This window comes from Embleya sp. NPDC127516 (assembly GCF_044765325.1).
GTDB lineage: Bacteria > Actinomycetota > Actinomycetes > Streptomycetales > Streptomycetaceae > Embleya.
In genome coordinates this window covers 68,091-93,315 of record NZ_JBIWJT010000037.1, presented here as the reverse complement: position 1 = coordinate 93,315, position 25,225 = coordinate 68,091, and the positions used below count along the sequence as shown (strand labels likewise).

The following is a 25,225-nucleotide window of genomic DNA, read 5'->3' as shown; positions in this document are numbered from 1 at the left end:
CGTCGGCTCCGGACCACCTGTCGCGCCGGTGGGCGCACGTCGTGGAACAGACGCGCGATGGCGGCGCCTTCGTGGGCGTGCGGGTCGAACCCGGGTCGGTGCATGGGTGGTATCCAGGTGTTGCGGCTCCGGACCATCGTCGCGCGGCCCCATCGGCGGCCGACACATCGTCACCAACGGCCGCGTCGTCGCCTCTCATGACGTCCGCGCCCACACGGGGCCGAGCCGACCACGATCAACCTCGAGGTGCGGCTGCCCGCTTGGGCGAACCCGTCGCGGACAGGGATCTCACGGTGCCGTGCTCGGCGTCCGTCGGCGCTGCCCACGCCGCCAACCTGCCCGGCCGGCCCTGGGCCACGCGCCGCCGACGTGGCGATGTACCGGGTCAAGTCCGGCGGGAGCGCGAGCCCGGGCATGCAGGCCGACGCGGCCGTCGTCACCGTCAACGGCCGGCGCTCCGGTCGGGCCGGCACGCACCCGGCCCTCACCGCATAGCCGTCCGATGGCACGGCTGCTCCCCCAGAACCAGGGATCACACCGCCCGGGTCCTCGGAGGACGACCGACCGTCGCCCGCATCACCCGACCCACCGATCGAAGGGGCACATGATGACGATCATCGAACGCGCGACCTCCCACACGACCACCGGCGGCATGGCCGTGGTCCTCACACCCGGCGTCGACTTCGGCCGACTGGTCGTCGACGGCTGCTGCAACTGCTGCGACGCCGGACACACACCTGGGACTCCTCCGGCAGCGACACCCCCGAAAGCTTCTCCGCCGCCGCGCGGACCTGGGGGCGCGATCACGCCAGGGCCTGCCGCGTGCCCCGCCCCAACACCCTCGGGCTGTACCGGTAGCCGTGTGACCACCGCGCCGGCCGGGTCGGTGGTTCCACGAGCGACCCGATCTCCACCGGACCCGAGGAGGTTCGACGGCGACGATCGAGCACACCTGCGACGGTTCTCACCGCCCGTGATCAGGATCCGCCGGGGGCGTTCCGCGGTTCGAGGAGGAGGCGCAGGCGGCGGATCTCGGCGACGAGCCGCGGGACGTCACGGCGCGCGTGGGCGATGAACAGGGCGTTCTCGTCCCAGCGTCCGTCGGCGACGTCGACGTAGCGAGGGTGTTGGACCAGGGTCGCGGCCACGATCTCCCGGTGGTCGAAGTCCGGCCAACGCTCGCCGAGTCCGGTGTCGGGGACCGTGCCGACCGCGACCAGGCTCATGGCGTAGTCGTCGTCGAGTTGGCGCACGTGCCACGGCCCGGGGGTCGCGCCGGCGGCGAGTTCCTCGATCTCGTCGAGGTCTTCGTCGGTGAGGGGCTCGGGAGTGTCCATCGGGCAGTTGGGTCCTCGCGTTCGATCATGGTTGCCCGAATCATGCCCGGGCATGGCCCGCGTCCGCCGGCCGATTTGCGACGCGGACGACGTCGACGACGCGGGTCGGGTCTCCGCCGGGACGCCGGAAGCGAGGAACGATCCGGGGTCGGGGGCCGGAGCGATGGGACGACTTCCCGGACACGGTCCCGGCGGATCGACCGCCTCGCCGTGCCGGCTCACCCGGCTCCCGGACCACGCTGCGCCCTCACCGGGCCGGCGTGATCAGGCTCCGAACGCGACCGGGCACAGCCCGGAGGGCAGCCGTTGTACGGCTGTTGCCACGGCCTCCTGCGCCGTCGTCGTCTCGACGAGGACCTCCCCCATGTAGTGGGCGCTCACCGTGTACCGGCCGTCCGGGTGGGCGTCGAGACAGACCGGGACGACGGTGAGGCGGGGACGGGTACTGCCGGAGAACCGCAGCGTTCCATGGCTGGTGAACGGGTAGAGCCCGCGCAGCGCCGGCTCGGCGTAGGCCGCCTCGATCAGCGCGTGGTACCCGGGCCGCTCCTCCTCGCCGGCCTCCGTGCGCAGGTGCCGCCACTCGGACTCGGCCAGCCGCGCCGGATCCGGTTCCGTCACGTCGAGGCGACCGGTCAGGTGCACGAACGGCGCGGCCCGGTGAATGTCGTCCAGGGCGGTTCCGTCGTGCCAGGCCCGCGCTGCCCGCACGATCTGCGTCAGGTCCCCCGTACTTCCTTCGACGAGTGCCAGGCCCTGGAACGACTCACAGCCGCGGACCGACCAGCGCCGCTCCGCCGCCCAGGCACTGACGGTCAGAGCCGTCCGATGCGGAACCACGCTCGCGACCGCCGCCTGGCGCAACGGGTCGGATTCCGACTCGGCGAAAGGAGGCCCTTCGTCGGCTGCGACCGCTCGGAGGGTCGCGCCGAGGCTGCCTGCGGCTACGACGTCGGGATACAGGGCGGCGGGATCGGTGGTGGCCATGGCTCATGATCGCGCTTTCGCGGCCACCGACGCAGGGCACGCCCGGGACCTCGTTCGGCAGCGACGCCCGGGCCAGGGCCTCGGGTCCGTCCGGCCCGATGATCGCGCGGCCGGGCTCGAGTCCTGCGACTGCGATCCCGATGCCGCCTGGTGGTCGCGGACCGCGGCGAACTCACCGGTATGCCCCGCCGCCGAGCGCTCACCGACCCTTCCGGGCGGGCACCGCGTCGACGACGTCCCGGTCCTGGACGGCGCCGCGTTCAGGAGGATCAACGACCGCTGCGGCCACGAAGCCGGGGACCAGGACGTCGCAACCCTCGCCCGGCGCCTGCACGCCGGTGCACCAACCACGGCGGCGTGGCGCGGTTGGGCGGCGACGAATTCGGCGTGATCGCGCGCATCCCGCGCGCGACGTCCACCGGGAGCTCGCCGACCTGCGCGCTTGGACATGCCCACCGTGTACGCGGACACGGAACCGCCGTTTTCGGTGTCCCGTTGGAGCGGCCCACACCGCCGACCCGCCGGGCCGGCCCCGGGCCACGCTTCTGCGTGCTGCCGATGCAGTGATGTACCAGGTCAAGTCCGGCGGGACTCCGTGCCTGTTCGCGCAGGGAAGCAGCGGTCGCCACCGTCAACGGCCGCCGTCCGGCAGGCCCGGCTCCCAGCTGATCCCCGCCGCCACGGCCACTGCCCAACCACCCGACCTCCCCGCGTCCGGCACCTGAGCCCGGGGCTGCGGCGAACGGCCGCCCGAATGCCTTCGAAGCCATGGAGAAAACCTCGTGAGCACCCACCGCACCCTGACCGCGAGCACCGTCGGCCCGGTCTGCCCGGACATCACAACCACCCTCGGCAGCGTCGACATCATCGTCGAACAGCGCCGCCGCGCCCGGATCGACCTGCGTACGACCCAGGACACCGGTCCGCTCGCCGACGCCGTCCGCGCCGCGACAATCCGCGAATACACCGCCACCGGCGGAGCCCCGGTGCTAGAGATCCACATCCCCAAGCCCCGAAGCGGCACGAACACCGTCCACGGCGGTGGCGTCTCGTACGGCACGACCGTGATCGGGAACATCACCATCGGCGGCCGATACGTCGTCACCAACGGCCGCGTCGTCTCCGCCCACGGCGTCCGCGCCGACGGCGCCGAGTCGGCCACGATCACTCTCGAGGTGCGGCTGCCCGCGCGCTCGTCGTTGCGCACCACGACCGGGCGGCCGACCTGCGCGTGCGCGGCCACCTCCAGGTCCTGGGCGTGCGAACGATCTCGGGCGACGTCGTCGCCGACATCGCCGACACCCTCGCGGCCCACAGCACCAGTGGCGACATCCGCGCCGGGCACGTCACCGACCGCCTTCAGGCCACGACCGTCTCCGGCGACATCACCGTCGCCGCCTACACCGGCAACGCGTTCGCCGCCCGCACCACCTCCGGGCGACATCGCCGTCACTGCCCGGCCCACCGCACGCGGCGCGCTGTCCGCGACCACCGTCTCCGGCGACATCCACACCCGCCGGCGCCGCCCGCCTCGACGTCCGCGCCGACACCGTCCCGGCGACACCCGCCACCACTGAACCGAACCCCCGGCCGAGAACCGGGCGTTCACCACGCCGACGAAGGACCGCAAGGTCCGCGCCCGCGTCGAACACGTCTTCGCCCGCGTGAAGAACCGGAAGATCCTGTGCGACTGCCGCTGCAAAGGCGACGGCGTGTACCGGTCGGTCGGCGCGGTCGCCCGCATGCACAACCTCGCCACGATCGGATCACCGACAACGATCCGGGCCGGAGCCGTTCGCGAGCCACGTGGCCCTTTACGCGATCGTCAGGTATGCACGGATCTCCGCAATCAGCGCCGGGTGCATGGTGTCGTCGAGAGGTCCGCGAGTCACGAACTCGTCGATCGTCTGGACCCCGATCGTGTAACCCCCACCGAAGCCGACGTCCGAACACCACCCCAGATAGCGCACTCCCCCGCCCTCGTACACCAGCGAGCTGTCCGGCGGGCAGGTGGCGCAGCACCGGTGATCGCTTTCCCACCGCCACGTCTTCGCCACGTCACGCTCCCGGTCCGACGGCCCCACCGATCCGGTCCGGTCCGGGCGAGGCATTCGCTTCTCCCAGTAGAGCACGGCCGCGGCGATGACCACTGCGATGCACTATCTCGTCACAACCGGACGGCGAACGCGCCTTCAGGGCACAGCCGTTCACGAGTGCAGAGACAACCTTTGGTGATCGTCGCCGTGGGGCCCGATGGCCTCGTCGACGACATCACCGGCTGAGCGACGCCGCGAGCGCGCCGTTGAACCGCACGACGACGCGCAGCGAACACTCCCGGTCTCCGGGGCGGCCACCACCCTTCACAGCGCGGCCGCCCCGGAACCCCACCCACATCCGATCCGTCGATCGAGAAAGGGCCTCCTCATCGTGAGCGCCATAGCCCCCGCACGTCCAGACCCCACCACCGCCACCACACGCGCCGACCTCGCCCGCCGCCTCGAACTCGCCGCCTGGCGCGGCGACACCGACGAACACGCCCTGATCCTCACCGGCCTGCGCACCGCCGGCCTGGGCACTCTCGCGGCCGACCTCGCCGCCGCCGTCCCGGCCGGCAAGGGAGCCGGTCGATGACCACGCCCCGCGACGCCGACAAGCGTGTCGACCACGTCCTGGGCGCCCACGGCGCAGCCGCGCTCGTCAACGCCTGGATCACCTCCCTGATGCTCGACGACCACCTGCCGCGCCTGGTCGCCACCCGCATCGCGTGCGAACGCGTCGCCGACCTGTCTCCCTGGCTGATCGCCGCCTCCGGGCAGATCTGGCGCCTGCGTGAGGAGTTCGAGCCCACCTGCGACTTCACTCCCGAGCTGGTCCGGATCGTCGCCGCCCGTCGCCCGCACGGCCTCGACGCACGCGCCGGCCAGGCCGCGGTCCTGATGGCCGACGCCGAACACGACCCGCGCGGCACCGTCGGCGGCTGGCTCGACATGGACGACTTCGCGATCTTCTACGCCCTCGAGGACTGGCCCCATTCACGCGTACGCCGCGTCCGCGACGACGGGATCGTCATCGCCGTCTCCCAACGACGCCCCACGACGGACGCGGACGGCGATGGCTGACGAGTTCAGGGCCGACCTGTACATCACCGACACCGGCGGCAAGGAACGCCTCGTCGACCGCGTGTACTTCCAGGGCCGGGACTGGGACGACGCCTGGGACCGCACCGAGGTCCACCTCAAGCTCCTGCGCCTCGCCGACGGCGAGGCATGCCACGGCGAGTTCTACCGCGGCAACGCCGGCCTCGAGGAATACGGCGACACCGTCTCGCTGTGACCCGTGTTCATGAGGATGTTCGAAGGCGCGGTGCGCGAGGTCGAGTCGATCCGGCTGCCGCAGTGGGGCCGGGTCGTTCCCGCCGAGGGTGTGGTGCCGTGGCTGGTGGTCGGCCCGGACAGCGTGCCGGTGGAGCCGGTCCGGCCGGTACTTGGTGGACTTCGTGGCCCGGGACAACCGGTTCGGTTCGGTGCGGAGTTACGCGTATGCGCTGCTGAGGTGGTGGCGGTGGCTTCGCGCGGTGGGCGTGGAGTGGAATCGGGCGACGCCGGCCGAGGCCCGAGACCTGGTGCTGTGGCTGAAGCAGGCGGCGAAGTATCGCCGGGCGAGGCGTACGAAGTCGGCTGAGACAGCGGGCACGATCAATCCGGTCACGCGCAAGCCGCATCTCAACGACCGGTACCAGGCGAACACCATTCGGCATTCGAACGCGGTCGTGCGTTCCTTCTACGAGTTCTGGATCGAGTCGGGCGAGGGGCCGCTGATCAATCCGGTGCAGTTGGCCCGGCGTGGTCAGCGGCCCCACGCGCATCACAATCCACTGCGGCCGTTTCGGAACGAGGGAAAGCTCCGCTACAACCCGAAAGTCCCCAAGCCCAGGCCTCGGGAGATGCCGGAGCAGCGGTGGCGTGAGCTGTTCGCCGCTCTGAAGTCGAACCGGGACAGGGCGATCCTGTCGATCGGGGTCAGCAACGGCGCCCGTGCGTCCGAGATCCTCGGCATCCGGGCCGAGGACCTGGACTGGGGCGATCAGCTGGTGCGCGTGGTCCGCAAGGGCACGCAGGCCCGGCAATGGCTCCCGACCAGCCCGGACGCGTTCGTCTGGCTTGGGCTCTACCTCGCCGAGCTCTGCGAACCGCTCCGTCCCACCGACAGGGTCTGGCAGACCCTGCGGCGCCGTGACCACGGCCACGGGCTGCGCCGGCATCCACTGAACTATGAGGCCCTGCGGGCGGTATTCCGGCGAGTCAACGCGCTGCTCGGCGCTAACTGGTCGATGCACGACCTGCGGCACACCGCCGCACTTCGGATGGCCCGCGACGAGGCGCTCTCGCTCAGAGACGTCCAGGAGATCCTCGGCCACGCCGACCTGTCGACCACGGAGATCTACCTGGTCGAGGACCAGGCTGCGGTGATCCGCCGGGTCCAGCAGCACCTCGTCGAACGCCAACATCGTGCCCAGCAGCCTCCTGCACCCGTCGCCGCTGGCTACGACTCCACCGACCTCGAGGTGCTGTTCGGAGGGACCCTGTGACTATCGACCAGCTCGACCCCCAACCTGACCCTTGAGCGCGCAGGACTGCGGAACGTAGTCGGCGAGGTGCTGCGCTTCACGCCACACGACTTCCGGCGGATCTTCGCCACCGAGGCGGTCACCGGCGGCCTGCCGGTCCATATCGTCGCCAAGCTGCTGGGCCACGCCGACATCAACACCACACAGGCCTACATGGCCGTCTTCGACGAAGACCTCGTCCGCTCCTACCGATCCTTCCTCGACCGACGCCGGACCTTGCGACCGGAAGCCGAGTACCGCGAGCCCACCGAAGAGGAATGGCGCGAATTCCAGCAGCATTTCCACGCCCGCAAGCTCGAACTCGGCGAGTGCGGCCGCGCCTACGGCACCGCGTGCAAGCACGAACACGCTTGCATTCGTTGTCCCAGCCTGCGCTTGGACGTCAGAGCGCGCCCTCGACTGGCCGAGATCATCGCCAACCTCAACGACCGCATCCAGGAAGCCAAGCTCAACGGCTGGCTCGGCGAGGTCGAAGGACTCCAGACCAGCCGCGACGCGGCTGCCCGAAAGCTCGTCATCCTCGACCGGATGCGTGAACGTCGGCCTGCCCTTCCACCAGGGGCCATCGGCCTCCCCATCATCGGAGAGCCCGGATAGTCAGAATCCTTGGGATCGGCCGGACCTGCTCATGTTCCTATTCGTTGGCGGTCCAACAAGGAACGCCCGCCGACGCTGCAGCCGACGTCGGCGGGCTGCATCCACCGAGGCTAGGGAGCGGTGGTCCAGCGGCGTTTGCGCCAGGCGAAGGGGAGAATCTCGATGCGGCTGTGGACGGCGCCATCCCATTTCACGCGGACGCCGTGACCCGTCAGGGCGTCGCATACCTCCCGGGCGACTGCAGCGCTGGCCGCGTCGGGTTTCGCGAGGTCGTCCTCGAAAGCACCGAACGCCAGCATCAGGCCTCCGCCTGCGACGCCGGACTCGAGATCCTGGCCGTGGTAGAAGACCGCTCCGCGTGCGGGAGTCGGCCGGGCCGAGGCGGCTTCGTGGGCTTCGGTCCAGCCGTCAGAGAGGGTTTCGCCCGCGTTCTGGAGCGCGATGATCCCGCGTTTGTTCAGCTCGTCGAAGGCCCGGTCGAGGGCGTCGTTTGCCGTGGGTTTGCGCCAGCGGGTCTCGCGTCGACGGTGCTCACGGAACAGTTGCGCAACGTAGGCCTTCAGCTCATCCCGAAGGGCTTGGTCGTCCGCTCCGAGCTGGCGTTCCACCCATGCCTTGACTTGATCTTCGTCCTTGAAGCCGCCCCAGACCGCCAGCGCGACGTGCTCCCGCATGCATTGGATGTCGTATTCGTCAAGCATCGCGGAAGCTTACAGGGAGCCTCTGTTCATCACCTGCCGCGTTGCGTGATGGGGCTACACGGCCAGCGCGCTCACCTGTTCGTGTGGCGGCTGCGCGATGCCGGGCCTGGTTGGCTCCAAGCGGGTGAGGAATTCCGGCGAGCAACTCTGTCCTTCTCGTGAGCCGGAGATGGGGACAGCTCATTTGATCCTTGCCACCACGATGAACGGGCTTACCTGCAATTTCGTAGTCCGGGAAACGGGCCGGAGGCCCGCCCGATGCACCCCGACTGGGCCCGCTCACTACGCGACCAATACCAAACCGCGAAGGTGCCGTTCTTCTTCAAACAGTGGGGCGGCCGCACCCCCACGGCCAACGGCCGCGAACTCGACGGCCGGACATGGGACGACCACCCCCGCGCCGGAGGCCGACCATGACCCGCACCCACACCCCGAGGAGGACGAACACCCACGGCCCCACGACCGGCTGCACCCAGCACTACCGAGGCCGCCGCACCTGCCGACACTGCCGCGCCCCACACACCACGACCCCCGCAGCCCGGGCCGGCGACGGCCGGGTTCGGGCTCGCCCCTCCCCTGGTCCGCACCCTGCGATCGATCCTCACCGAACACACCACCCCCGACGGCGACCACCTCGTCTGGCACTGCCCCGGCACCGTGCCGCCACCGCACGTGTCCTGGCAGGGCCGACGCCTGAGCATCCTCACCGTCTCCTGGCTCGTCCACCGCCGGCGACCACCCCAAGGACTCCTGCGCCGCGCCTGCAGACGACGCGACTGCGTCGCCCCCACACATCACCGACCGCCACGACCGGAACGTCCAAGACGCCGTCCTCGGCACCCCGATCCGCAACCTCGACCCCGACAGCGTCATGCCGAACACCCACCGTCCCCACCGGTGGACCCCCTGATGGGAACCGACCGGCCACCCGCCTACACCCTCCCCACCACCTACGAACGCGGCTCCGGACGCATCACCCCACCGCGTGATCGACTCGCCATGGGCGAGGCCGCCTGGTTCTGCAACGACTGCGGCGCCGAACAATCCATCACCACCCGCAGCCCCGACGAGAGCGCCGCACTCACCGCCCAATGGCACGCCCACACCTGCGACCCGCTCCCCGAACGGTGGATGGTCGCCCCCAGCGACATGCCCTGCGACCTGTGCGGCCGATACACACGGGCCCGATCCGCACGCGACGGAAGGCCATGCCACCCGATCTGTGCCGAACGCCGAACGGCCCGACACACGGCCACGGTTGCCGCGCCCCCGCGGGCGGCACCCGAACGCCGGGCGAATCGACAGCCCGGCAGAACACCCGAACCGGCCCGACCCCCACGCGGCGACCGCGCGGGCACCCGAGCCGGGACCGCACGAACACCCTGGTAGACCGGCCGACCCCAAGGGCCCTCGCCCCGCGCGACAGCGCGGGGCGAGGGCCCTCTTTTGTTGTCCGGCAGCTCCTTCGACACGCTCATGAAGCAGGAGGCCCACAAGCTCCAAGGACTCACCGCCACCGCCGGGGCGCACATCAACTGCGAACCCCTGCGCCCCGACGGCGACAAGACGTTCTCCCGGGTCGTCGCCAAGGAGGTCGGGGCGATCAGCGTCATGGCACGGATCACCGACCACACCCAGGGACTGGCGACCCCGGTCCTCTACGGCGTCGAGGTGGACACCGTGATCCAGTCCACCGTCGACGAACCCGACGTCTTCGCCCGCCGGATCACCCACATGCGCTCCTACCTCGGCGCATACACCGGGGCGTTCCGCAAGGGCGACACCGTGTACCTGTCCGGGAGGCTCGTCCACATGCAGGGCAGCGAACACAGCGGCTTCGGCATCGAACTCACCCCGTGGACCGCCACCGAGTCCTACCTCGCCAACCTCGCCCGATGATTCGGACCAAGACGTTTACCGACCCCGGTTCCGCGCGGCCATCGTCGACCGCCTCACCTTCGGCGGCAACCTCATCGAGCCCGGCACCGACTCCTACTGCCTCGCCACCACCCGCGCCAGTCGTGGACACGGTGGCCGCGACCCGACACGGTTGCGGATTTCGGCCGAGAAGCCTGTTGTTCCAGGCCGGCTCTCCCCCTGTGCCGGACGCTTGGGTCCGAACGTTCCCGGGCGACTTCCGGCGGCCCGACAGCACGTCTCCGCAATACACGCGAGCACTGCCGGACACGTGACGGCCGACACGGGCCACGCCTTCCGCCCAACGGGGGAAGCTCACACCGAAACACTGTGACCCAAGGGGCGACCCGGCCCAGGACAACTGGGCCGGCCACCTCGCGGCCCTTGATGCCGAGACACGGACCCTCCGCGCAGACCGACCACTTCGCCATGTGTCAGATGACAACACGGCGCTCGGCCCGGTGAACGCGGCGCCGATCACAAGAATTTCGGTAGAGCCGGACCGTATGACCGACGACACGGCTTTGAAGTTTGGCGGATCCTCGTCACGGTGTGAGTCGCCATTCGAGGTGCCTTGGCCTGGGCTATTGCATGATCGTACGCGGCAGGTGCGACGGCGTGCCGACGCAGCTGTAGACCTGCAGGGTGTAGCCCCGTCCGATGGTCATCATGGTGGGATTGTGCAGGCTCCGGTAGGAATCCCCACCGAGCTTCGCCATGTCCGAGGCCGTCTCGGCCGGCCGCCAGCTGCCACTGGCCCCGTCCCACTCACTGCTGTCGATGGTGAGCTCCGGCGCCGCCGCCTGTGTCCATCCGGGCCACGTGCAGCCCTGGCTGCGCGCTTGGACGAGCTGCTCTCGGCTGCCGCCGGCCTGGCCGGTCAGCGCGAACTCCGCCCTGCCGCCCGGCGTCGGCGCGAGCTTGCAGAACACCTGCCAAGTCGTGTGCTGGGATCGCAACTTCATGAACCCGACGGGGGTGAACCCCCGACAGCTCCACCGCCGTCCTGTCCAGGACACGCGGCCCCGCGGTCGTGAGGCTCTCGCTCATCGGATAGCTGCGCCCCGAAACGCCGGCTAGCCTCTGTCACGACCGGAATGTGATCTTCCGATTTCTCGCCCGCGCGGGCGACGACCCATTCCGAAGGGGCAGCGATGAACGAGGTCCTGCGGCTGGCCCGCCCCGACATCCTGGCACTCGAGACGTACGTCACCGGCCGCGACGACGCGGACGTGGCAGGGGTGTCGGTGTATCTCGACGCGAACGAGAGTCCCTACCCCCCGTTCGCGCACGGCGGCGAGTCCGGGGGCGACGGCCCATGGCCCTCGAATCGCTATCCGGAACCCCAACCGGCATGGCTCCTGGAACGGTTCGCGTCCCACTACGAAACGTCCCCGGCCCGGCTGCTGGTCAGCCGCGGCGCGGAGGAGGCCATCTCCCTGCTGGTCCGGGCGTTCTGCGAGGCACGCGTCGACCATGTGGTGGTCAATCCGCCGACGTTCGGGATGTACGAGGTCGCCGCACGCATCCACGGAGCCGGCGTCCGTGCCGTGCCGCTGCTCACCGGCGACGGGTTCCGGCTCGATGTGGACGGCATCCTGGATGCCGCGTCCTCGGGTGTCAAGCTGGTCTTCGTGTGCACCCCCAACAACCCCACAGGCACCCCTGTGCCGGGCGAGGACGTCATGCGCCTGGCCGAAGCCCTGCGCGGCAAGGCGCTGGTGGTCGCCGACGAGACCTACCTGGAGTTCCACGGCGCCGCCTCGCTCGGCGGACTCGTCGGCCGCCGGCCCAACCTGGTCGTCCTGCGCACGCTGTCGAAGGCGTACGGGCTGGCGGGCGAACGCTGCGGCGTCACCATCGCCCACCCCCAGGTGATCGCGATCCTGCGCAAAGTCCTCGCCCCCTACCCGCTCACGCAGTCGTCCCTGCGGGTCCTCTCCCGCGCTTTGTCACCGGAGGGCATCACCCACGCCCACGAGAACATCCTCCGCGTCCGCGCCGAACGCACGCGCATGGAAGCCGCGTTGGCCCGGACGCCGGCGGTGCTGCGAGTCCACCCGAGCGTGACGAACTTCGTGCTGTTCGAGACCCGGGACCCCACCCTCCTGGTCAAACACCTGCACGCCGCAGGCGTGAAGGTCCGCGACCGCAGCGACCAACCCGGCCTCGACCGATGCGTACGCGTCACCATCGGAACGCCCGCCGAGAACAACGCCATGCTGGCCGCCGTGCACCGGTTCAGCCCCACCGGCGAGCACATCTCTTCTGCCGCACGTCCCGAACCAGCGGCGGGGGCCATCAGCGTCCGCGACCCGCACTAGGAGCCGTCCGGTCGATGTTGTGACTGTCGGATGGTCGGATCGTTGTTCCGGCGACGGCGCGGTGTAGGCCACTTGCTGCGGTGAGGGCGGTCTCGTGTACCTCGATGTAGGCAACGCGGGAGTGGTCGTCGAGGACGTTGTGGACGAAGGCGTAGCCCATCTTCGGGCTGCTCCCCTTGTTCTTCGGCGTCCCGGGTGTCGCCGCTCGATTCCGCTCGCCCTGCTTGCACCCGACATAGCGCCGGCCGCCGTCGGGGATGTTCCCGAGCTTTTTCACATCGACGTGCACCAGCGCCCGTGGGCGCAGGGGCTCGTGCCGGCGGATCGGTTCACCGGTCGCGGTCGACATGCGACAGTTCAGTCGGGCAGCGGCAAGGACGCGGTGCACAATTGACGGCGCAATTCCGAGCCAGGCAGCAAGCGGAACCGGCCCTTCCCGTGCTCGGATTCCCAGGCTGAGGCATCGCCTGGTCACCGCCAGCACGTGACATGTTTACGGAGCAGGCCCGATGTCTTGGTGGTTGGGTAGGGGTGCGTGGTGTCGGAGGGCGCGTGTTCTGGTGGAAGGGGGTTCATGCCCGGCTGGGGGCGGGCGGAATGGGCCAGGTGTTCCTGGGCCTGTCGCCGGGTGGGCGCGCGGTGGCCGTGAAGGTCGTACATCCGCACCTGGCGCACCACGAGGAGTTCCGGCGTCGCTTCCGGCGGGAGGTGACCGCCGCGCGAACGGTCAGCGGGGCGTTCACCGCACCGGTGGTCGCCGCCGGCCCGGATGACGCACCCCCGTGGATCGCGACCGTCTACGTTCCCGGGCCGACGCTGGCCGAGGCTGTCGCCAGGGCCGGGCGGTTGCCGGAAGACTCGGTGTGGCCGCTGGTGGCCGGGTTGGTCGAGGCGCTGCGGGCGATCCACGCCGTGGGCCTGTTCCATCGTGATCTCAAGCCGTCGAACGTGCTGCTCGCGGCGGACGGCCCGAGGGTGATCGACTTCGGGATCGCCCGGACGACGGACGCCACCGCGCTGACGAGAACCGGGGCCGCGATGGGAACGTGCGGCTTCATGTCTCCGGAGCAAGCCGAGGGCGGCGAGGTCGGGCAGGCCGGCGACGTCTTAGCCCTCGGCGCTGTGCTCGCCTTCGCCGCCACTGGAACCGAGCCCTTCGACCACGGACCGCCCCTGGCGGTCATGCACCGCGTTGCGGATGGCCCACCAATGCCACGGCTTCCAGGCAGACTTGCTGTATGCCAAATCCTCTCGGCAAGCGCGGATGAGGTCGATGAATCTCGGTGGTAGGTCAGGTGGACTGTGGTTCTCAGCCCCCGGTCTGCCGGACGGCGGTCACCGACGCACCCGCCGCACACGCGGCCTCGACGGTGACCGCGCCCGACGCGTAGCCGATCGGCCTGCCGGCGGCGGAAACGACGGCCGTGCCCCGGCGCGGGGGGCGTCGGGGCACGGCCGTGAGGTGGTGGGCGTCGGTCAGGTGGTGGGCGTGATCGGTGCGGTGGGGATGGTGTCGACGATGCTGCGCTTGAGGGCTGCGCTGTGGCCGGTGACCGTGCCGGCGGGGAGTTTCTCGAGGGGGCGGATCAACACCGTGCGTTCGCCCAGGAACTCGTAGGTGTTGCGGTCGAAGATCCACTCCGTTCGGTCACCGGCGACCTCGTCGGTGCGGGCCAGGGCGATGCCGGTACGGCCGATGGCGTCGGTGGACTCGGGCACCACGACCACGCCGGGGATCCGGGCCGCCGTTCGGTACAGCACGTCGGCCAGGCCCGGCGGCAGCACCTGGTTACGGATCAGGTCGCCGATCGTCTTGAACGCCTGGGCGTCGGCGCCGTTGCCCTGGCCTTCGGTGTCCGCGTGGATTCGGGCGAGGAGGGCGTCGGGGTCGCGGGGCAGGGAGGCGAGGAAGTTGTAGGTGGGCGCGCCCATGTGGGGGTCGGGGGTCGGCGGTTCCGCAGCCTGCCAGGTGCCGTTGATGGTCCACGTCCGGCTGCCGTCCGGGGAGGCCCAGGACCGGCGGGTGCTCGGCTCGTCGACGCGGGTGTTGTCGCCGTCGATTATGGCGTGGGCGGATCGGGTCTCGGTGTAGAGGTACTGGTCCGGCCCGGGCGTCTGCGCGGACGCGCCGGCGGCGAACGAGATCCGGTCGACCACCGCGGCCAGATCCTTGGCGCTGCCGGGGACGACCTTGATCACCGTGAGCGGCGATTTGCCGTCCGGGGTTGCCCGAGTGGCGGAATCGTCGTTGCCGCCCAGGGGGTTCAGCGCGATGGTCGCGGCGACCGCGAGCGCGGTGACCGGTACGGCGATCCACGCCAGGCGGCGGTAGGGACTACGGCGCGGACGTGGCGCGGGGTGGGGGTCCGGCGCGCCCTGCGGGCGTGCCATCGCGTCGATCTCGCTCATCAGGTGTCCTTCGAGAAGTCGGTGGCTGCCCGCGGACAGGACGGGGTCGCCGGCTGCCTCGAAGAGGTCGGCGTCGTCGGCGTTTTGCTCGGGGCGCCGGGGTACTTCACGGTTCATCGGCTTTCCTTTCTCACGGGCCCGACCGCGGCGATGCGGCTGCCCTGTTGTTGTCCCGGGCGGGGAGAACGTTGCGGGTTTTCGGGAGCCGGTGGGGACAGCGCGAGCAGTTCGGCGGCGGCGAGCTTGCGCATCCGGACCCGGGCGCGGGAGAGCCGGGCGCGGACCGTTCCCTCCGCCACGTCCAGGGCCCGGGCCGCCTCGGCGGAGGTCAGTCCGGACCAGACGCACAGCATGAACACCTCGCGGTCGATGCGTCGCAGCTTGCCCAGGGCCGTCTTGGCGGCGGCCAGGCGCTGCGCGTCGGCCATGCGGCCGACGAGTTCGTCGGCGAAGTCGGGGACGTCGTCCTTGGCCGGCAACCTGGCCATCGCCTCGCGGTGCCGGCGGGTGGCGCGGCCGCGGTTGCGCAGGACGTTGATCGCGATCCCCATCAACCACGGCCTGGGGCCGGAGCCCTCGTCGCGCAGTCGCTCCCGCAGCCGCCAGGCCTCCAGGAAGGTCAACGACACGATGTCCTCGGCTGCGGCCCAGTCGCCGGTGACGCGAAAGGCGTGAGCGTAGACAACTCGCGCGTGCTCGGTGAACAACTGTCGGAAGGCCGCCGGATCACCGGCTCGCAGTTTCGCGTGCATCGAATAGTCCACGCTGGTGCTTGTCCTCCCGACCCGCCGCCGTTGCGTGACCTGGGTCACACGATCACGGCGACGGCCTGCCGCCCGCACGTTACGCCCGGCGCGACCCGGGGCGGCGGTTCACCGTTCGGCGTCGATCTCTCGGATCACCGGGGTGCGCATCGCCACGAGGGCGGGGATCACCGTTGCCGACGTCGACCCGCTGCCGGCCGACGCCCTCCACCATCTCGGTGTCCGGGACCGACCGCGCCCATTGACCGAGGACCACGACAACGCGTGGCGCGCCGGCCAGTGGAAGATCAAGACCGCCGCCCCCGCCGAGCGACCCGGCCGGCCGGCTCCTGCACGAGGCGGACGCCGTCGGACTCCTCCACGCGGGCGGGCTGTACCCGTCGACGGCGCGCACGGACACCGCGGGAACGGCGTGTGGAACGCGATCGGATGGCTCCCCGGATACACCCTGTGGCAGGTGTTCGCCCCCGCTTGCGAAGGCCACCTCCCGGCAGACCACGCAGGACGACTGCTCGACATCGCCAACACCGCGTTCGCCGAACTGCGCCGCCTGCACGCCGCCGGATGGCGCCACGGCGACGTCACACCGTTCAAAACCCTCGTCACCGCGAACGACGAGGTCGTCTTCATCGATTGGGACCGCGCCCACCACCGGGACCTGCTCCCGCTGCCCTTCCCCTACCGGGGCGGCACGGACCACGCCACCGCCCCCGAGATCGACCGCGTCCTCGCCGACACCCACGTTGACCTGACCGAGGAAGCCGAGACCTATAGCCTCGGCGCCGCGATCCGCTGGGCCTTCACCGGCGAAACCCCCGCCACCACCAGACGCGTCGGCCCCACCGTCAGCCCCGACGAACTCCTCGACGACATCGCAACCGGCCGCCACCGCCGACCTGGCCACACCCGAACTCGAGACTCTCATCGAACACACCACCCGCCACGTTCCCCGACACCGCGCCGAAACCCGACTTTCCACGCCATCCGACGCGCAGACCCGACGACCTCTGTGCGCTGACCGGCCGACCGGGCTGTTCGAGGGTCCTCCGCGCCAAACGACATGCTGCGCCCGAACCCTGCGTGGTCCGGCGCCCGGTCGCAGCACCGGGGCGCAGCCCTCACCCGCGCCACCGGAAGGCTGGCTGCGGCGGTCGGCGTCGTCGGCGGGATCTACGGGATCGGCGGCGGCTCCCTGCTCGGCCCGATCCTGGTCGGACGTGGCACGCCCGTCGCCACGGTCGCACCCGCGGCACTGGCCTCCACCTTCGTCACCTCGGTGGTCGGCGCCGCGACGTTGGCGCTGCTCTCCCTCACCGCGACCGGCGACGTCGCCCCCGACTGGCCGACCGGCCTGGCCTGCGGACTGGGCGGACTGGCCGGCGGATACCTCGGCGCCGCCCTCCAACCCCGCCTGCCCGAAACCCCCTGCGCCACCTGCTGGGCGCCGTCGCCGCAGGGGTCGGCATGCTCTACGCCTTCCAAGGCCTGCGCTGAGAACGCCCGCACGGAGGCGCCGCCCAACCTCACGGCCATTCCGACGCTGACACCAGGGCTCATTGCCTCCCGAACCGATGTCGAAGTGCCGCCCGAGCTCATGGACGAAGCCAAGGTCACCACCGTTTCGGGACCGGCCGCTGTCGACGGCATTCCGGCGTCGACGGCATCCATGCCGACCGGTGTGCGCGTTCCCCTTCACGTCCGGGGCTTGCGCCACCCGATGCCCGCCTCTCCCCCAGCCCGACGAACTTGACGGCCGTAAAGTCCGGCCCGGACTGCCGAGGGCGTCGATCCACGCAGGACGCGCGTCCGGGTGAGACGATGCGGCCGCAGTCGCCCGTTACCGAGGCCGAGGCGACAGCCGCAGAACTTGACGGCCGTAAAGTCCCGGCGCGGCGGACACCCCGAGGGGAAAGCGCATGGCGACGAACTCGGTGGGAGGGAACCGGGCGACGCGATGATCCACGGCGGCGGCGGCGCGCTCGGCTTCGGGGGCGACCGCGTGTTGCCGCTTGCGGAGCGCTTCGGCGATACCGTCCGACTCACCGTCGAGACGCGGGCCTCTTTTCATCGAGCACGAGGCCACCCTCGTCGGCTTCGAGCCGAATTCGAGCGTTCGCCGAACTCGGCCGCCACCACGTTCGGCAGGGCCCGTACCCGGTCGACGTTCACGGGCGGCTTGACGCCCCTGAGGCACGGGGTGTCCGACGGAGGTCCTAGCGACCGTGTGTGCGGCCGTTGTCGATGTGCCGGAGTTGTTCGTCGGCGTCTCGTCCGTGCAGCAGCGGTTCGCGGCGGTCCCAGGTGGTGCCGTCGCGATGGTCCTTGCGGCGTCGGGCGATGGCGGACAGCGCCTCGAGGACGACCCGGTTGCCGAGCAGGGCGGTGACGTCGGCGTGGTCGTAGGGCGGCGAGACCTCGACCAGGTCCAGGCCGACCACGGGTAGTTCGTAGCACAGGCGCCGGACCGCGTCGAGGAGCTGCCGCGGTGAGAGCCCACCGGGTTCGGGTGTGCCGGTGCCGGGTGCAGAGCCGGGGTCGACGACGTCGACGTCGACCGAGAGGAACACTCCTTCGCAGTCGTCGAGGGCGATGCCGGCCGCTTCGGACAGGCAGTCGTCGAGTCCTCGCTCGACGATTTCGGTCATCTCGAAGGAGCGGAGCCCGTGTTGCGCCATCCACTGCAGAATCGGCGGGTCCGGCCAGTAGCCGCGGAGTCCGATCTGGAGGAAACGGTCGCCACGCAGGGCGCCGGATTCGATCAGGCGGCGCATGGGGGTACCGTGGGCCACGAGGGAGCCGAACTGGGTATCGGCGGTGTCGGCGTGGGCATCGAAATGGATCATGGACACCCTGCCGAAGCCGAGGTGTCGGGCGACGCCGGTGTGGTCCGGCCAGGCGATGGTGTGATCGCCGCCCAGGACGATCGGGATGGCGCCCGAGGAGGCGATCTTGAAGACGGCCGCTTCGATGCGCTTGACCGATTCCTCCATGTCGCCGTTGTAGACGGCCACGTCTCCGGCGTCGTAGACCTTCAGGTCCCGCAGGGCGTCGACGCGCAATGCCAGGCTCGGCCGTGATCCGGTCTGTGGCAGGTAGCACGCCTGGCGGACCGCGGACGGGCCGAATCGTGCGCCGGAACGGTGGGAGGTGCCACCGTCGAGCGGGGCGCCGAGGACCACGACGTCCGCATCGGCGTAGCCGGCCGGCGCGTCGAGGTCGCATGCCTGAACCCCGAGGAAGGTGATCGGGGGGCCGAACATCGTGACGGGAGGGTTCTGCATGGTGGTGCCTCTCGAGGACGTCCCGGTGCGATGTGCTGTCACGACCGGGTGATCGAAGCATTCGGATGGATCCACGCGGAGGACCTCGCGATTCCTCATTCGTGTTGCGAGATGCTCCCCGGGGAGGGCGCCCGGACCACGAATGCGGCGCATCGTCCGAGAGTGAGCGGTGGCACGGACGGCCCCGGACATCCGTTCCGGACTTGGATCCTGTTGAACGACCGTCCCGGTGGCAACCGCGGAGTCTCCGACGTTCAGTGGCCGGGCAGACCGAGTACCCCGTGCTCACGGTCGTCGAACTGCGACGCGCCGGACGGACGATCGGCGATGAGGTCTGCCCTCCACGCCTGCGACTGCCGCCGATGCGGGGCGGCCGCTGACGACATTCCGCCGTCGAAGACAACCCGGCCGACAGGTGTGCGCGTTCCTCCTTCGCGTCCGGGCCCTACGTCACCGGACGCCCGCCTCCTGCGGCCCGACGAACTTGACGGCCGTAAAGCCTGAGTCCGGGACCGCCAGGGAGCGTTGGCCCGCGGAGGACCACGCCTGGAGAGACGATCCTGCCGTGGCCTCGCTCGCTCTCGAGGCCGAGGCAACGAGTGCGGAAATTGACGGCCGTAAAGTCCGAAGTCGAGACCCCGGCGGAGTCCGCCTCGGAGAATCCGAGGGGTCGATCTGCGGTTTCGCTCGCACAGAGGAACTTGGCCGCCAGCACGTCCCTGCTCCAGAGGCAGAAAGCCCCCGAGCTCACGATCCAGGACGTGTCGACCCACTCCCCCACATGTGCCGGAACCTCCAGCGAACCTCGCGGACCCGAACCGAACGTCCAGCGCGCCGGCGGCGATCGCACCGGGTCCGCACACGGACAGGCCGGGCCCTGCACGTCCGGCATCCACAACGACCTTCGCCGGCAACTCGCACGGCCGAGGGACGCGACCTGCAGCGGCCGGCATCCGATCGTCGGCCCCGTTCAAGACGCGACGCCGGTCGTGGCGGCGACCTGCGCGAAGCGTGCACCCGACACGAAGTGTCGCCCCACCGGCACGAGCGTGTCGGGTCACCCGACAACGGCTTCGCGACCATGTCGGCCGACATCATGACCGCTCCATGCACCCGACACGACTGTCGGGTGCCGGTGTCGGGTTGTTCGGAGCCGACACCACCCGACAAGCCCCTCGTGTCGGCCCTGCGGATACGAGGCGCCACGAACGTGTCGGCCGACATGACGGCTTCCCGCCCGATCCATGTGTCGGGTCGGGAGCAGGCGCTGCCTGCCGTAGTCGTCCCGACCCGCTTCGCCTGGTGGGCAGGCCGGACAGCAGAACGTTGCACGAGGTTGCGCTGCACGGCGTGGGGCCCTGTCGGTGGGTGACGGCCGCGCGAGTGTGGCGTGAAGTCTCGATCCGCCGTGTGTGCCGGGCGAGCTCACCCGGTCGGACATGGCGGAGCGACGCGAGGCGGTCTCGACGACGGCCCCGCTCGGACGGTGGCACGGGTCGTCCCGGCAGGCGTGTCGCCTTCGTGTCGGGCGGCGCAGGCTCTCGGATGTCGCCCACAGGGTTTCGTGTCCGGTGGAGGGGCGGGCCACCCGACACGAGCCGGCGGCCCCGTAAGGGTTCCGCCGCCACCTACCGACAACACGGGAGCGATTCGGTCGTCGTGTCGTGTCTGCTGAGCTCAGGCTTCGCCAACGGATCGGCAGGGCAAGGGCCTCGTTGCCTCGGCGGGCAGCGGCGTCCCCAAGGACATCTTCGATCCACGGCGAGATATTCGCTCCGACAACGCGTGTGGGTCGCGCCTCGGGGCCCGACCCACACCCGTCCTTCCCGGGGCCCGACGGACTTGACGGCCGTAAAGTTCGAATCCCGGGCCCGCCGAGCAGCCGCCTGTTGGTTCCGAGCACGCGCCCGGAGAGCGAGTCGAGCCGGAGTTCCACTCCGGAGCCAAGGCGACGACGGCCGCGGAGACTTGACGGCCGTAAAGTCCGGGGCCGGATCATCGCGGAGTCCGACCCGCCCGAGGAGTCCCCGAAGAGGACCGGGTCGAGGTCGCGTTCGCACCGGCAGGAACTTGACGGCCGTAAAGTCCACGCCTCCGGAGACCGGGGGGCTGTGCCGACACGCCTGTTGTGGCTGTCCGTCGTCGACGCCCTGCCGTGGCGTTCGGTGCCAACGGGGCAGTGCCGCACGGCACTCGATCCCGACGAGCGGACAAGGGACAAGGCAGCCGAGAGGGATCCGATCCACCTGAGGGCCCCACGCATCGGCATCTCCCCTCATACGCGGCCCGATCCCCGGTGACAGAAGTCCCGGATCCCGTGCAGGTGATCCTGCGTGCCAGTCACCGGCATCCGCAGATACCTGCACCGTCGTGGCCGACCCGGCCGGTACCTGCGAAAGGGGGACGACAGCGGGACGCCGCCGCAGCTGGTCCATCGAGGGCGATGACGCCCGGGAATGCCCGGAACCGAGTCGCCCCGTTCACCTGCCGGCGGCGCGAATCGGCCCACCGAAACGAGAACTTGACGGCCGTAAAGTCCTCGTCCCGGACCGGCCGACCGTGTGAGATCTCGCGGTTAACGCCGGGTCCCGCACGATCACGACCCAGTTGTCTGGAAAACTGCTCCCTGCCCGAAGTACCGGAACCCACGGGAAGCAAACGGAGCAGATGGCCAGCGTCTATGTCGTATCGCTCGACCCCCAGGCATCAAGTGTCTGGTGGGCGAACCGCATCACCAACCTGCCCTTCGATTTTTCGCAGGAGCACGAGACCCCGGAGAACCTCGAAGTCCTGAGGGGGACCGGCGCGAAGGTCCACGTCATCGCGAACCAGAAGGGCGGCGTCGGCAAGACCACGACGACCCTGAACCTGGGGGCCGTGTGCGCGGACGTCCTGGGGGAGAGCGACAAGGGTCTCCAGCACGTGTTCATCGACACCCCGGGCAGCCTGCAGGACGAGGAACTCCTCCGGAAGGCCCTCGAGGTCGCGCACGATGTGATCGTGCCGCTTCCTCCGGAGGCGCTCGCGTTCGACCCGACCGCCCGCACCATCGCGAAGGTCATCGAACCGACCGGGCTGCCGTTCCGGGTGGTCATCAACAACTGGGATCCCCGCGACGGCCTGGTCGACCTCGACCAGACCAAGGAGTACGTCGCGGCCCAGGGCTGGCCCGGCACCAAGACGGTGATTCGCCGCTACAAGGTCCACACGAGGGCCGCCGCCGAGGGCCAGGTCGTGACCCAGTACGCGAAGAACAGGGTCGCGATGGAAGCCCGCGAGGACTTCTTCCGTCTCGCCCTGGAACTCGGATACGGCGGGGGGAGCAACTGATGGCAGGGCAACGCACCAGCCTGGCTTCCCTCGCCGGACAAAAGGTCGAGGACATCCCCGGCCGCACCATGCCGACGCTGGTCAGCCTCGAACTCGGCAGGATCGTCCCCACGCCGCTCAACCCGCGGACCGAGTTCGGCGGCACGGAAACACTGCGCGAGCTCGGCGAGAGCATGCGGCGCCGGCAACTCCAGCCGATCGTCGTGGTCTCGCGGACCCTGTACCTCAAGCTCTTCCCCGAACACACGGACAGGATCGGCACGACCACCTACGTCATCGCCAACGGCGAGCGCCGCTACCGCGCCGCGACCCAGGTGGGACTCGGCACGATCGAGGCCGTCATCCGGGAAGGCATCGCCTCCTCCCGGAAGGAATTCCTGGACGCGGTGCTCTCCGAGAACCTCGACCGGATGAACTTCGACCCGATCGAGGAGGCCCGCGCGGTCGAGCAGATGGTCGTCGAGTTCGGCAGCGCCCGCGCGGTCGCGGAACACCGCGGCAAGCACGAGGCATGGGTCTCCCAACGCCGTTCCCTCCTGCGGCTGTCGCCCGCCATGCAGGCCCTGGTCAGCTCGCGGCAGATGCCGGTCGAGAAGGCCCGCAACCTGGCCAAGGCCATCAAGGACCTCGGGCTCGACGACGCGAGCCAAGTCGCGTGGTGGGACGAAGAGCGGGCAGCCCGCGCTTCCGTGCCCAGGGGCCGGAAGGAACTTGCCGCTCCCTCGCCGGCGAGCGTCGAACAGCCGGAGGACTTGACGGCCGTAAAGCCTCAGGTTTTGCCCCCGGTTCGCGAAGCCGTCGATCTCCCCCGGGCGTCGACGAGTTCCCCCGGCCGGCCGCCGGCCGCGTCGCCCGTGGCGGCGAGTCCCGTCACACCGCCCGCGACGGGAGTCCGCGAGAGCGGGAACTTGACGGCCGTAAAGTCCTCCCCGCCAGAACCGGCGCCCGCGCTGCCGTGGGACTCGCCCGAGGAACTGGACCGGATACTCCGCGAGTACATGACTCCCGAGAGCCGAACGGCCCTGGCGAAGCTCCTCAGCATCGCGGACTGACCCTGTACCACCGGCCCCGGCGAACCACGGTTCGCCGGGGCCTTTCCACAGCCTGCCATCCGCCTCGAGAACCCGACGGCCGGACCGTCTACGGTGCTCCACGCCGAACCGCCGGTGCCTCGCCGGTTCCCGGCCCCCACGGCTTGTCGGCACAGGTGAAGCGCTGCGAACACCGGGGGAGAGGGCCGGGGTTGTCCTGGAGGCACATCCCTTGACGTCGCTTGCGGACTTGACGGCCGTAAAGTTCCCCCGCCCGGAGAGCCGGTGTCTCGCGTCGAGGATCCCCTGAGCACTCGATGCCCCGTACCTTCCGGGTGATCGATGCCTTGCCTTGGGCGCGTATGTGCGAAGACTTGACGGCCGTAAAGTCCGACAGGACCCCGGGGACCCCGTGTTCCCAACCGCCGCATCCCGCCGTTGGCGAGCCGGACGACACTGCGGCGCATCCGCAGCCACGAACCTCGTACATCCCCGGTCGTGATACCGCTCCCGTCCATGCGTGCCCCAGGACCGCGCCGGATGCGGGCTGCCCCCGCCGGAAGGACACGCAATTGCGAGTCGGCGGCCCGGTACCACCGTTCACCGACATCGCGCGCGATCAGCGACCCCTGTCGGCTCGCCCCTGCGCTGTCGCAATTACGCAGATCGACATGCCCACTCGAACCTGCTTCGGTCTCTGTTGCGGCGTTCGCGACCCTGAGCTCGCGACGACTTGCTCGCCAACGGAGGCATCGGGTGGTGGTCGACGGGATGGGTACGTCGGGAGACGGGGACGGGGGAGGGGAGTGGCGCTCGACGAGAACGCGCATCACCCATCATCGGCGAGACTTGACGGCCGTAAAGCGTCGCCCCATCGGAGAACCGACTCCCACGTGAGGTCGGCGATGACGTGCTCGGGCGGTCAGTCGATCGGTACGGCGCCGTGTGCCGGTGCGGCGGCTTCGATTCGGCGGGCGAGTTCGAGGTCGTGCTCGGCGACGCATCCACCGAGGTCGCTGGAACTGATGCTGATGTGCACCGTCTTGTAGCCGAGGGCCGCGTCCCAGTGGTGGCCCCTGGCGTGAATTACCGAGACACGTTTCGTCGCTCTCGGAGAAATCCGGAGAAACACCACCGATTCGGAGAAGCAGCCGGCCTTACGGTGCGTGTTGTGGCCTCGTTCCACTCCGGCTCACCGCGAGGCGCGGCCGGGCACCGGCTGTCGACCCGACGGGGAAGCCACCCGTTGTCGTCGCAGCGCATCGAGCGGCCCCGGGGCCCTTGTCGGCCGACTTCGAGGCAACCACTCGCGCTCACCCACGATGGGAGGTCTCGTGACCGACAGCGAGGCGGCGGTCGAGACCGTCACCCTGCCCGCCTGGAGCATCCACCTCGTGCCCGTGGAGCACCCGCGGCCGTGGCGCCTCACGGTCGTCTCGGCGGGGATGCACGCACCGGCCGTGCAGCTCGACCGCGTCGCCGTGCACCTCACCGAGGCCGAGGTGGCCGCGCTCGCGCAGACCCTGCTGTGTCCTCGGCACCCCCAGGAGCCGCAGCCCGGCCGGGCGCGCGTGGTCCGGGACGGATTCGGCCTTCTCCTGCGGGTCGTCGTCCACCCGATCGACCGTGAACCGGGCGTGGTTGCGCATATCGGGGAACACCACCGCCGGGTCCTCCTGGACGACATCGGCCGACACCGCCCCGACCTGATCCCCGCCACCACACCGCCCGAGCCTCGGCTGTGCCTCGACCCGACACCGGTGACCGGCCTGACCATCGACCAGGTCGCCGAGCTGCACGGGCGCCTCGGTCGAGGGCTCGCCAGCGACGGCATCCGCGCCGCCATCGCCGACCGCATCGTCCGCCGCCGGATCCACGACCAGGAGACCAACAGATGACCGGCGACATCGACGACCGGTT

The 25,225-nt window shown here is 70.2% G+C and carries 23 protein-coding genes and 5 pseudogenes; 18 read left to right on the top strand and 10 right to left on the bottom strand.

Going from position 1 to position 25,225, the window contains the following annotated elements:
• Positions 1 to 369: 369 nt before the first annotated feature.
• Positions 370 to 495 carry a hypothetical protein gene (locus ACIRL2_RS43605; RefSeq protein ID WP_402240125.1) on the top strand — a complete coding sequence of 42 codons (126 nt, stop codon included), beginning with the start codon at positions 370 to 372 and terminating at the stop codon, positions 493 to 495.
• A gap of 482 nt (positions 496 to 977) precedes the next feature.
• Here the strand turns inward: ACIRL2_RS43605 and ACIRL2_RS43600 are convergent, their stop codons facing one another.
• Both ACIRL2_RS43600 and ACIRL2_RS43595 read right to left on the bottom strand, forming a co-directional pair.
• The gene (locus ACIRL2_RS43600) at positions 978 to 1,337 is read right to left on the bottom strand and encodes a hypothetical protein (RefSeq protein ID WP_395871128.1); all 360 of its coding nucleotides are present in this window, start codon (positions 1,335 to 1,337) and stop codon (positions 978 to 980) included.
• A 264-nt stretch (positions 1,338 to 1,601) separates the two neighbouring features.
• On the bottom strand, positions 1,602 to 2,324 hold the full coding sequence (locus ACIRL2_RS43595; protein ID WP_395871131.1) for a DUF6193 family natural product biosynthesis protein: 723 nt from the start codon (positions 2,322 to 2,324) through the stop codon (positions 1,602 to 1,604).
• A 1,625-nt stretch (positions 2,325 to 3,949) separates the two neighbouring features.
• Here ACIRL2_RS43595 and ACIRL2_RS43590 point away from each other — a divergent pair.
• Positions 3,950 to 4,090: pseudogene (locus ACIRL2_RS43590) on the top strand (IS5/IS1182 family transposase); the annotation flags it as partial.
• 48 nt (positions 4,091 to 4,138) lie between these two features.
• Here the strand turns inward: ACIRL2_RS43590 and ACIRL2_RS43585 are convergent.
• A complete protein-coding gene (locus ACIRL2_RS43585; protein ID WP_395871135.1) occupies positions 4,139 to 4,474 on the bottom strand; it encodes a hypothetical protein in 336 nt (111 codons plus the stop codon).
• Positions 4,475 to 4,751: 277 nt separating this feature from the next.
• Here ACIRL2_RS43585 and ACIRL2_RS43580 point away from each other — a divergent pair, with 277 nt between their 5' ends.
• The 5 genes and pseudogenes from ACIRL2_RS43580 to ACIRL2_RS43560 form a co-directional block, all read left to right on the top strand.
• Positions 4,752 to 4,955, top strand: coding sequence for a hypothetical protein (locus ACIRL2_RS43580; protein WP_402240121.1), 204 nt, complete (start codon positions 4,752 to 4,754; stop codon positions 4,953 to 4,955).
• A complete protein-coding gene (locus tag ACIRL2_RS43575; RefSeq protein WP_395871139.1) occupies positions 4,952 to 5,443 on the top strand; it encodes a hypothetical protein in 492 nt (163 codons plus the stop codon). Before ACIRL2_RS43580 ends, ACIRL2_RS43575 begins: the two co-directional genes overlap by 4 nt.
• Positions 5,436 to 5,657 (top strand): hypothetical protein, encoded by a 222-nt coding sequence (locus tag ACIRL2_RS43570; RefSeq protein ID WP_402240118.1) that lies wholly within the window; start codon positions 5,436 to 5,438, stop codon positions 5,655 to 5,657. Before ACIRL2_RS43575 ends, ACIRL2_RS43570 begins: the two co-directional genes overlap by 8 nt.
• A gap of 163 nt (positions 5,658 to 5,820) precedes the next feature.
• Positions 5,821 to 6,912 (top strand): tyrosine-type recombinase/integrase, encoded by a 1,092-nt coding sequence (locus ACIRL2_RS43565; protein WP_395871143.1) that lies wholly within the window; start codon positions 5,821 to 5,823, stop codon positions 6,910 to 6,912.
• A 21-nt stretch (positions 6,913 to 6,933) separates the two neighbouring features.
• Positions 6,934 to 7,548 (top strand): annotated as a pseudogene (locus ACIRL2_RS43560) (tyrosine-type recombinase/integrase); the annotation flags it as partial.
• 110 nt (positions 7,549 to 7,658) lie between these two features.
• Here the strand turns inward: ACIRL2_RS43560 and ACIRL2_RS43555 are convergent.
• Positions 7,659 to 8,249, bottom strand: coding sequence for a DUF6891 domain-containing protein (locus ACIRL2_RS43555; RefSeq protein WP_395871145.1), 591 nt, complete (start codon positions 8,247 to 8,249; stop codon positions 7,659 to 7,661).
• A gap of 216 nt (positions 8,250 to 8,465) precedes the next feature.
• Here ACIRL2_RS43555 and ACIRL2_RS43550 point away from each other — a divergent pair, with 216 nt between their 5' ends.
• The 4 genes and pseudogenes from ACIRL2_RS43550 to ACIRL2_RS43535 form a co-directional block, all read left to right on the top strand.
• Positions 8,466 to 8,666 carry a DUF5131 family protein gene (locus ACIRL2_RS43550; protein ID WP_395871286.1) on the top strand — a complete coding sequence of 67 codons (201 nt, stop codon included), beginning with the start codon at positions 8,466 to 8,468 and terminating at the stop codon, positions 8,664 to 8,666.
• A gap of 492 nt (positions 8,667 to 9,158) precedes the next feature.
• Entirely contained in the window at positions 9,159 to 9,638 is a 480-nt protein-coding gene (locus tag ACIRL2_RS43545) for a hypothetical protein (RefSeq protein WP_402240114.1), read from the top strand.
• A gap of 87 nt (positions 9,639 to 9,725) precedes the next feature.
• Complete coding sequence (locus tag ACIRL2_RS43540; RefSeq protein WP_402240111.1) at positions 9,726 to 10,148, top strand: hypothetical protein; 423 nt, start codon at positions 9,726 to 9,728, stop codon at positions 10,146 to 10,148.
• Between the two features lie 5 nt (positions 10,149 to 10,153).
• Positions 10,154 to 10,266 (top strand): annotated as a pseudogene (locus ACIRL2_RS43535) (AAA family ATPase); the annotation flags it as partial.
• 484 nt (positions 10,267 to 10,750) lie between these two features.
• Here ACIRL2_RS43535 and ACIRL2_RS43530 read toward each other — a convergent pair.
• Positions 10,751 to 11,131 (bottom strand): hypothetical protein, encoded by a 381-nt coding sequence (locus tag ACIRL2_RS43530; RefSeq protein ID WP_402240109.1) that lies wholly within the window; start codon positions 11,129 to 11,131, stop codon positions 10,751 to 10,753.
• 189 nt (positions 11,132 to 11,320) lie between these two features.
• Between ACIRL2_RS43530 and hisC the strand changes: the two genes are divergently transcribed.
• Positions 11,321 to 12,490, top strand: a complete 1,170-nt coding sequence (gene hisC, locus ACIRL2_RS43525) for a histidinol-phosphate transaminase (RefSeq protein ID WP_402240107.1) — start codon at positions 11,321 to 11,323, stop codon at positions 12,488 to 12,490.
• A 52-nt stretch (positions 12,491 to 12,542) separates the two neighbouring features.
• Here the strand turns inward: hisC and ACIRL2_RS43520 are convergent.
• Positions 12,543 to 12,968, bottom strand: a pseudogene (locus ACIRL2_RS43520) (IS481 family transposase); the annotation flags it as partial.
• A gap of 11 nt (positions 12,969 to 12,979) precedes the next feature.
• On the opposite strand from ACIRL2_RS43520, the pseudogene ACIRL2_RS43515 reads away from it, so the two are divergent.
• Positions 12,980 to 13,717 (top strand): annotated as a pseudogene (locus ACIRL2_RS43515) (serine/threonine-protein kinase); the annotation flags it as partial.
• Between the two features lie 249 nt (positions 13,718 to 13,966).
• On the opposite strand, the gene ACIRL2_RS43510 reads toward ACIRL2_RS43515, so the two are convergent.
• On the bottom strand, positions 13,967 to 15,016 hold the full coding sequence (locus tag ACIRL2_RS43510) for a CU044_5270 family protein (protein WP_402240104.1): 1,050 nt from the start codon (positions 15,014 to 15,016) through the stop codon (positions 13,967 to 13,969).
• Complete coding sequence (locus tag ACIRL2_RS43505; protein ID WP_395871155.1) at positions 15,013 to 15,663, bottom strand: RNA polymerase sigma factor; 651 nt, start codon at positions 15,661 to 15,663, stop codon at positions 15,013 to 15,015. The genes ACIRL2_RS43510 and ACIRL2_RS43505 overlap by 4 nt, the downstream gene beginning before the upstream one ends.
• Before the next feature lie 142 nt (positions 15,664 to 15,805).
• Here ACIRL2_RS43505 and ACIRL2_RS43500 point away from each other — a divergent pair, with 142 nt between their 5' ends.
• On the top strand, positions 15,806 to 16,681 hold the full coding sequence (locus ACIRL2_RS43500) for a hypothetical protein (protein WP_402240101.1): 876 nt from the start codon (positions 15,806 to 15,808) through the stop codon (positions 16,679 to 16,681).
• A 42-nt stretch (positions 16,682 to 16,723) separates the two neighbouring features.
• Positions 16,724 to 17,413, top strand: a complete 690-nt coding sequence (locus ACIRL2_RS43495) for a TSUP family transporter (protein WP_402240099.1) — start codon at positions 16,724 to 16,726, stop codon at positions 17,411 to 17,413.
• Between the two features lie 463 nt (positions 17,414 to 17,876).
• On the opposite strand, the gene speB is transcribed toward ACIRL2_RS43495, so the two are convergent.
• Positions 17,877 to 18,944, bottom strand: a complete 1,068-nt coding sequence (gene speB / locus ACIRL2_RS43490; RefSeq protein WP_395871159.1) for an agmatinase — start codon at positions 18,942 to 18,944, stop codon at positions 17,877 to 17,879.
• Between the two features lie 2,667 nt (positions 18,945 to 21,611).
• Here speB and ACIRL2_RS43485 point away from each other — a divergent pair.
• Together ACIRL2_RS43485 and ACIRL2_RS43480 are read left to right on the top strand one after the other, a co-directional pair.
• Positions 21,612 to 22,274 (top strand): ParA family protein, encoded by a 663-nt coding sequence (locus ACIRL2_RS43485; protein WP_395871161.1) that lies wholly within the window; start codon positions 21,612 to 21,614, stop codon positions 22,272 to 22,274.
• A complete protein-coding gene (locus ACIRL2_RS43480; protein ID WP_402240097.1) occupies positions 22,274 to 23,326 on the top strand; it encodes a ParB/RepB/Spo0J family partition protein in 1,053 nt (350 codons plus the stop codon). Before ACIRL2_RS43485 ends, ACIRL2_RS43480 begins: the two co-directional genes overlap by 1 nt.
• Positions 23,327 to 24,227: 901 nt before the next feature.
• Here ACIRL2_RS43480 and ACIRL2_RS43475 read toward each other — a convergent pair.
• Positions 24,228 to 24,437 (bottom strand): 4a-hydroxytetrahydrobiopterin dehydratase, encoded by a 210-nt coding sequence (locus ACIRL2_RS43475; protein ID WP_402240149.1) that lies wholly within the window; start codon positions 24,435 to 24,437, stop codon positions 24,228 to 24,230.
• A gap of 202 nt (positions 24,438 to 24,639) precedes the next feature.
• Between ACIRL2_RS43475 and ACIRL2_RS43470 the strand changes: the two genes are divergently transcribed.
• Positions 24,640 to 25,203, top strand: a complete 564-nt coding sequence (locus ACIRL2_RS43470) for a hypothetical protein (RefSeq protein WP_402240095.1) — start codon at positions 24,640 to 24,642, stop codon at positions 25,201 to 25,203.
• The last annotated feature ends 22 nt before the right edge of the window (positions 25,204 to 25,225 follow it).

Bases quoted from the DNA above. Each gene is read 5' to 3' on its own strand.
- ACIRL2_RS43530 (WP_402240109.1), bottom strand. From the start codon at position 11,131: ATGAAGTTGCGATCCCAGCACACGACTTGGCAGGTGTTCTGCAAGCTC.
- ACIRL2_RS43485 (WP_395871161.1), top strand. From the start codon at position 21,612: ATGGCCAGCGTCTATGTCGTATCGCTCGACCCCCAGGCATCAAGTGTC.
- ACIRL2_RS43480 (WP_402240097.1), top strand. From the start codon at position 22,274: ATGGCAGGGCAACGCACCAGCCTGGCTTCCCTCGCCGGACAAAAGGTC.
- ACIRL2_RS43595 (WP_395871131.1), bottom strand. From the start codon at position 2,324: ATGGCCACCACCGATCCCGCCGCCCTGTATCCCGACGTCGTAGCCGCA.
- ACIRL2_RS43540 (WP_402240111.1), top strand. From the start codon at position 9,726: ATGAAGCAGGAGGCCCACAAGCTCCAAGGACTCACCGCCACCGCCGGG.
- ACIRL2_RS43510 (WP_402240104.1), bottom strand. From the start codon at position 15,016: ATGAACCGTGAAGTACCCCGGCGCCCCGAGCAAAACGCCGACGACGCC.
- ACIRL2_RS43570 (WP_402240118.1), top strand. From the start codon at position 5,436: ATGGCTGACGAGTTCAGGGCCGACCTGTACATCACCGACACCGGCGGC.
- ACIRL2_RS43575 (WP_395871139.1), top strand. From the start codon at position 4,952: ATGACCACGCCCCGCGACGCCGACAAGCGTGTCGACCACGTCCTGGGC.
- ACIRL2_RS43495 (WP_402240099.1), top strand. From the start codon at position 16,724: ATGCTGCGCCCGAACCCTGCGTGGTCCGGCGCCCGGTCGCAGCACCGG.
- speB (WP_395871159.1), bottom strand. From the start codon at position 18,944: ATGCAGAACCCTCCCGTCACGATGTTCGGCCCCCCGATCACCTTCCTC.
- ACIRL2_RS43555 (WP_395871145.1), bottom strand. From the start codon at position 8,249: ATGCTTGACGAATACGACATCCAATGCATGCGGGAGCACGTCGCGCTG.
- hisC (WP_402240107.1), top strand. From the start codon at position 11,321: ATGAACGAGGTCCTGCGGCTGGCCCGCCCCGACATCCTGGCACTCGAG.
- ACIRL2_RS43600 (WP_395871128.1), bottom strand. From the start codon at position 1,337: ATGGACACTCCCGAGCCCCTCACCGACGAAGACCTCGACGAGATCGAG.
- ACIRL2_RS43545 (WP_402240114.1), top strand. From the start codon at position 9,159: ATGGGAACCGACCGGCCACCCGCCTACACCCTCCCCACCACCTACGAA.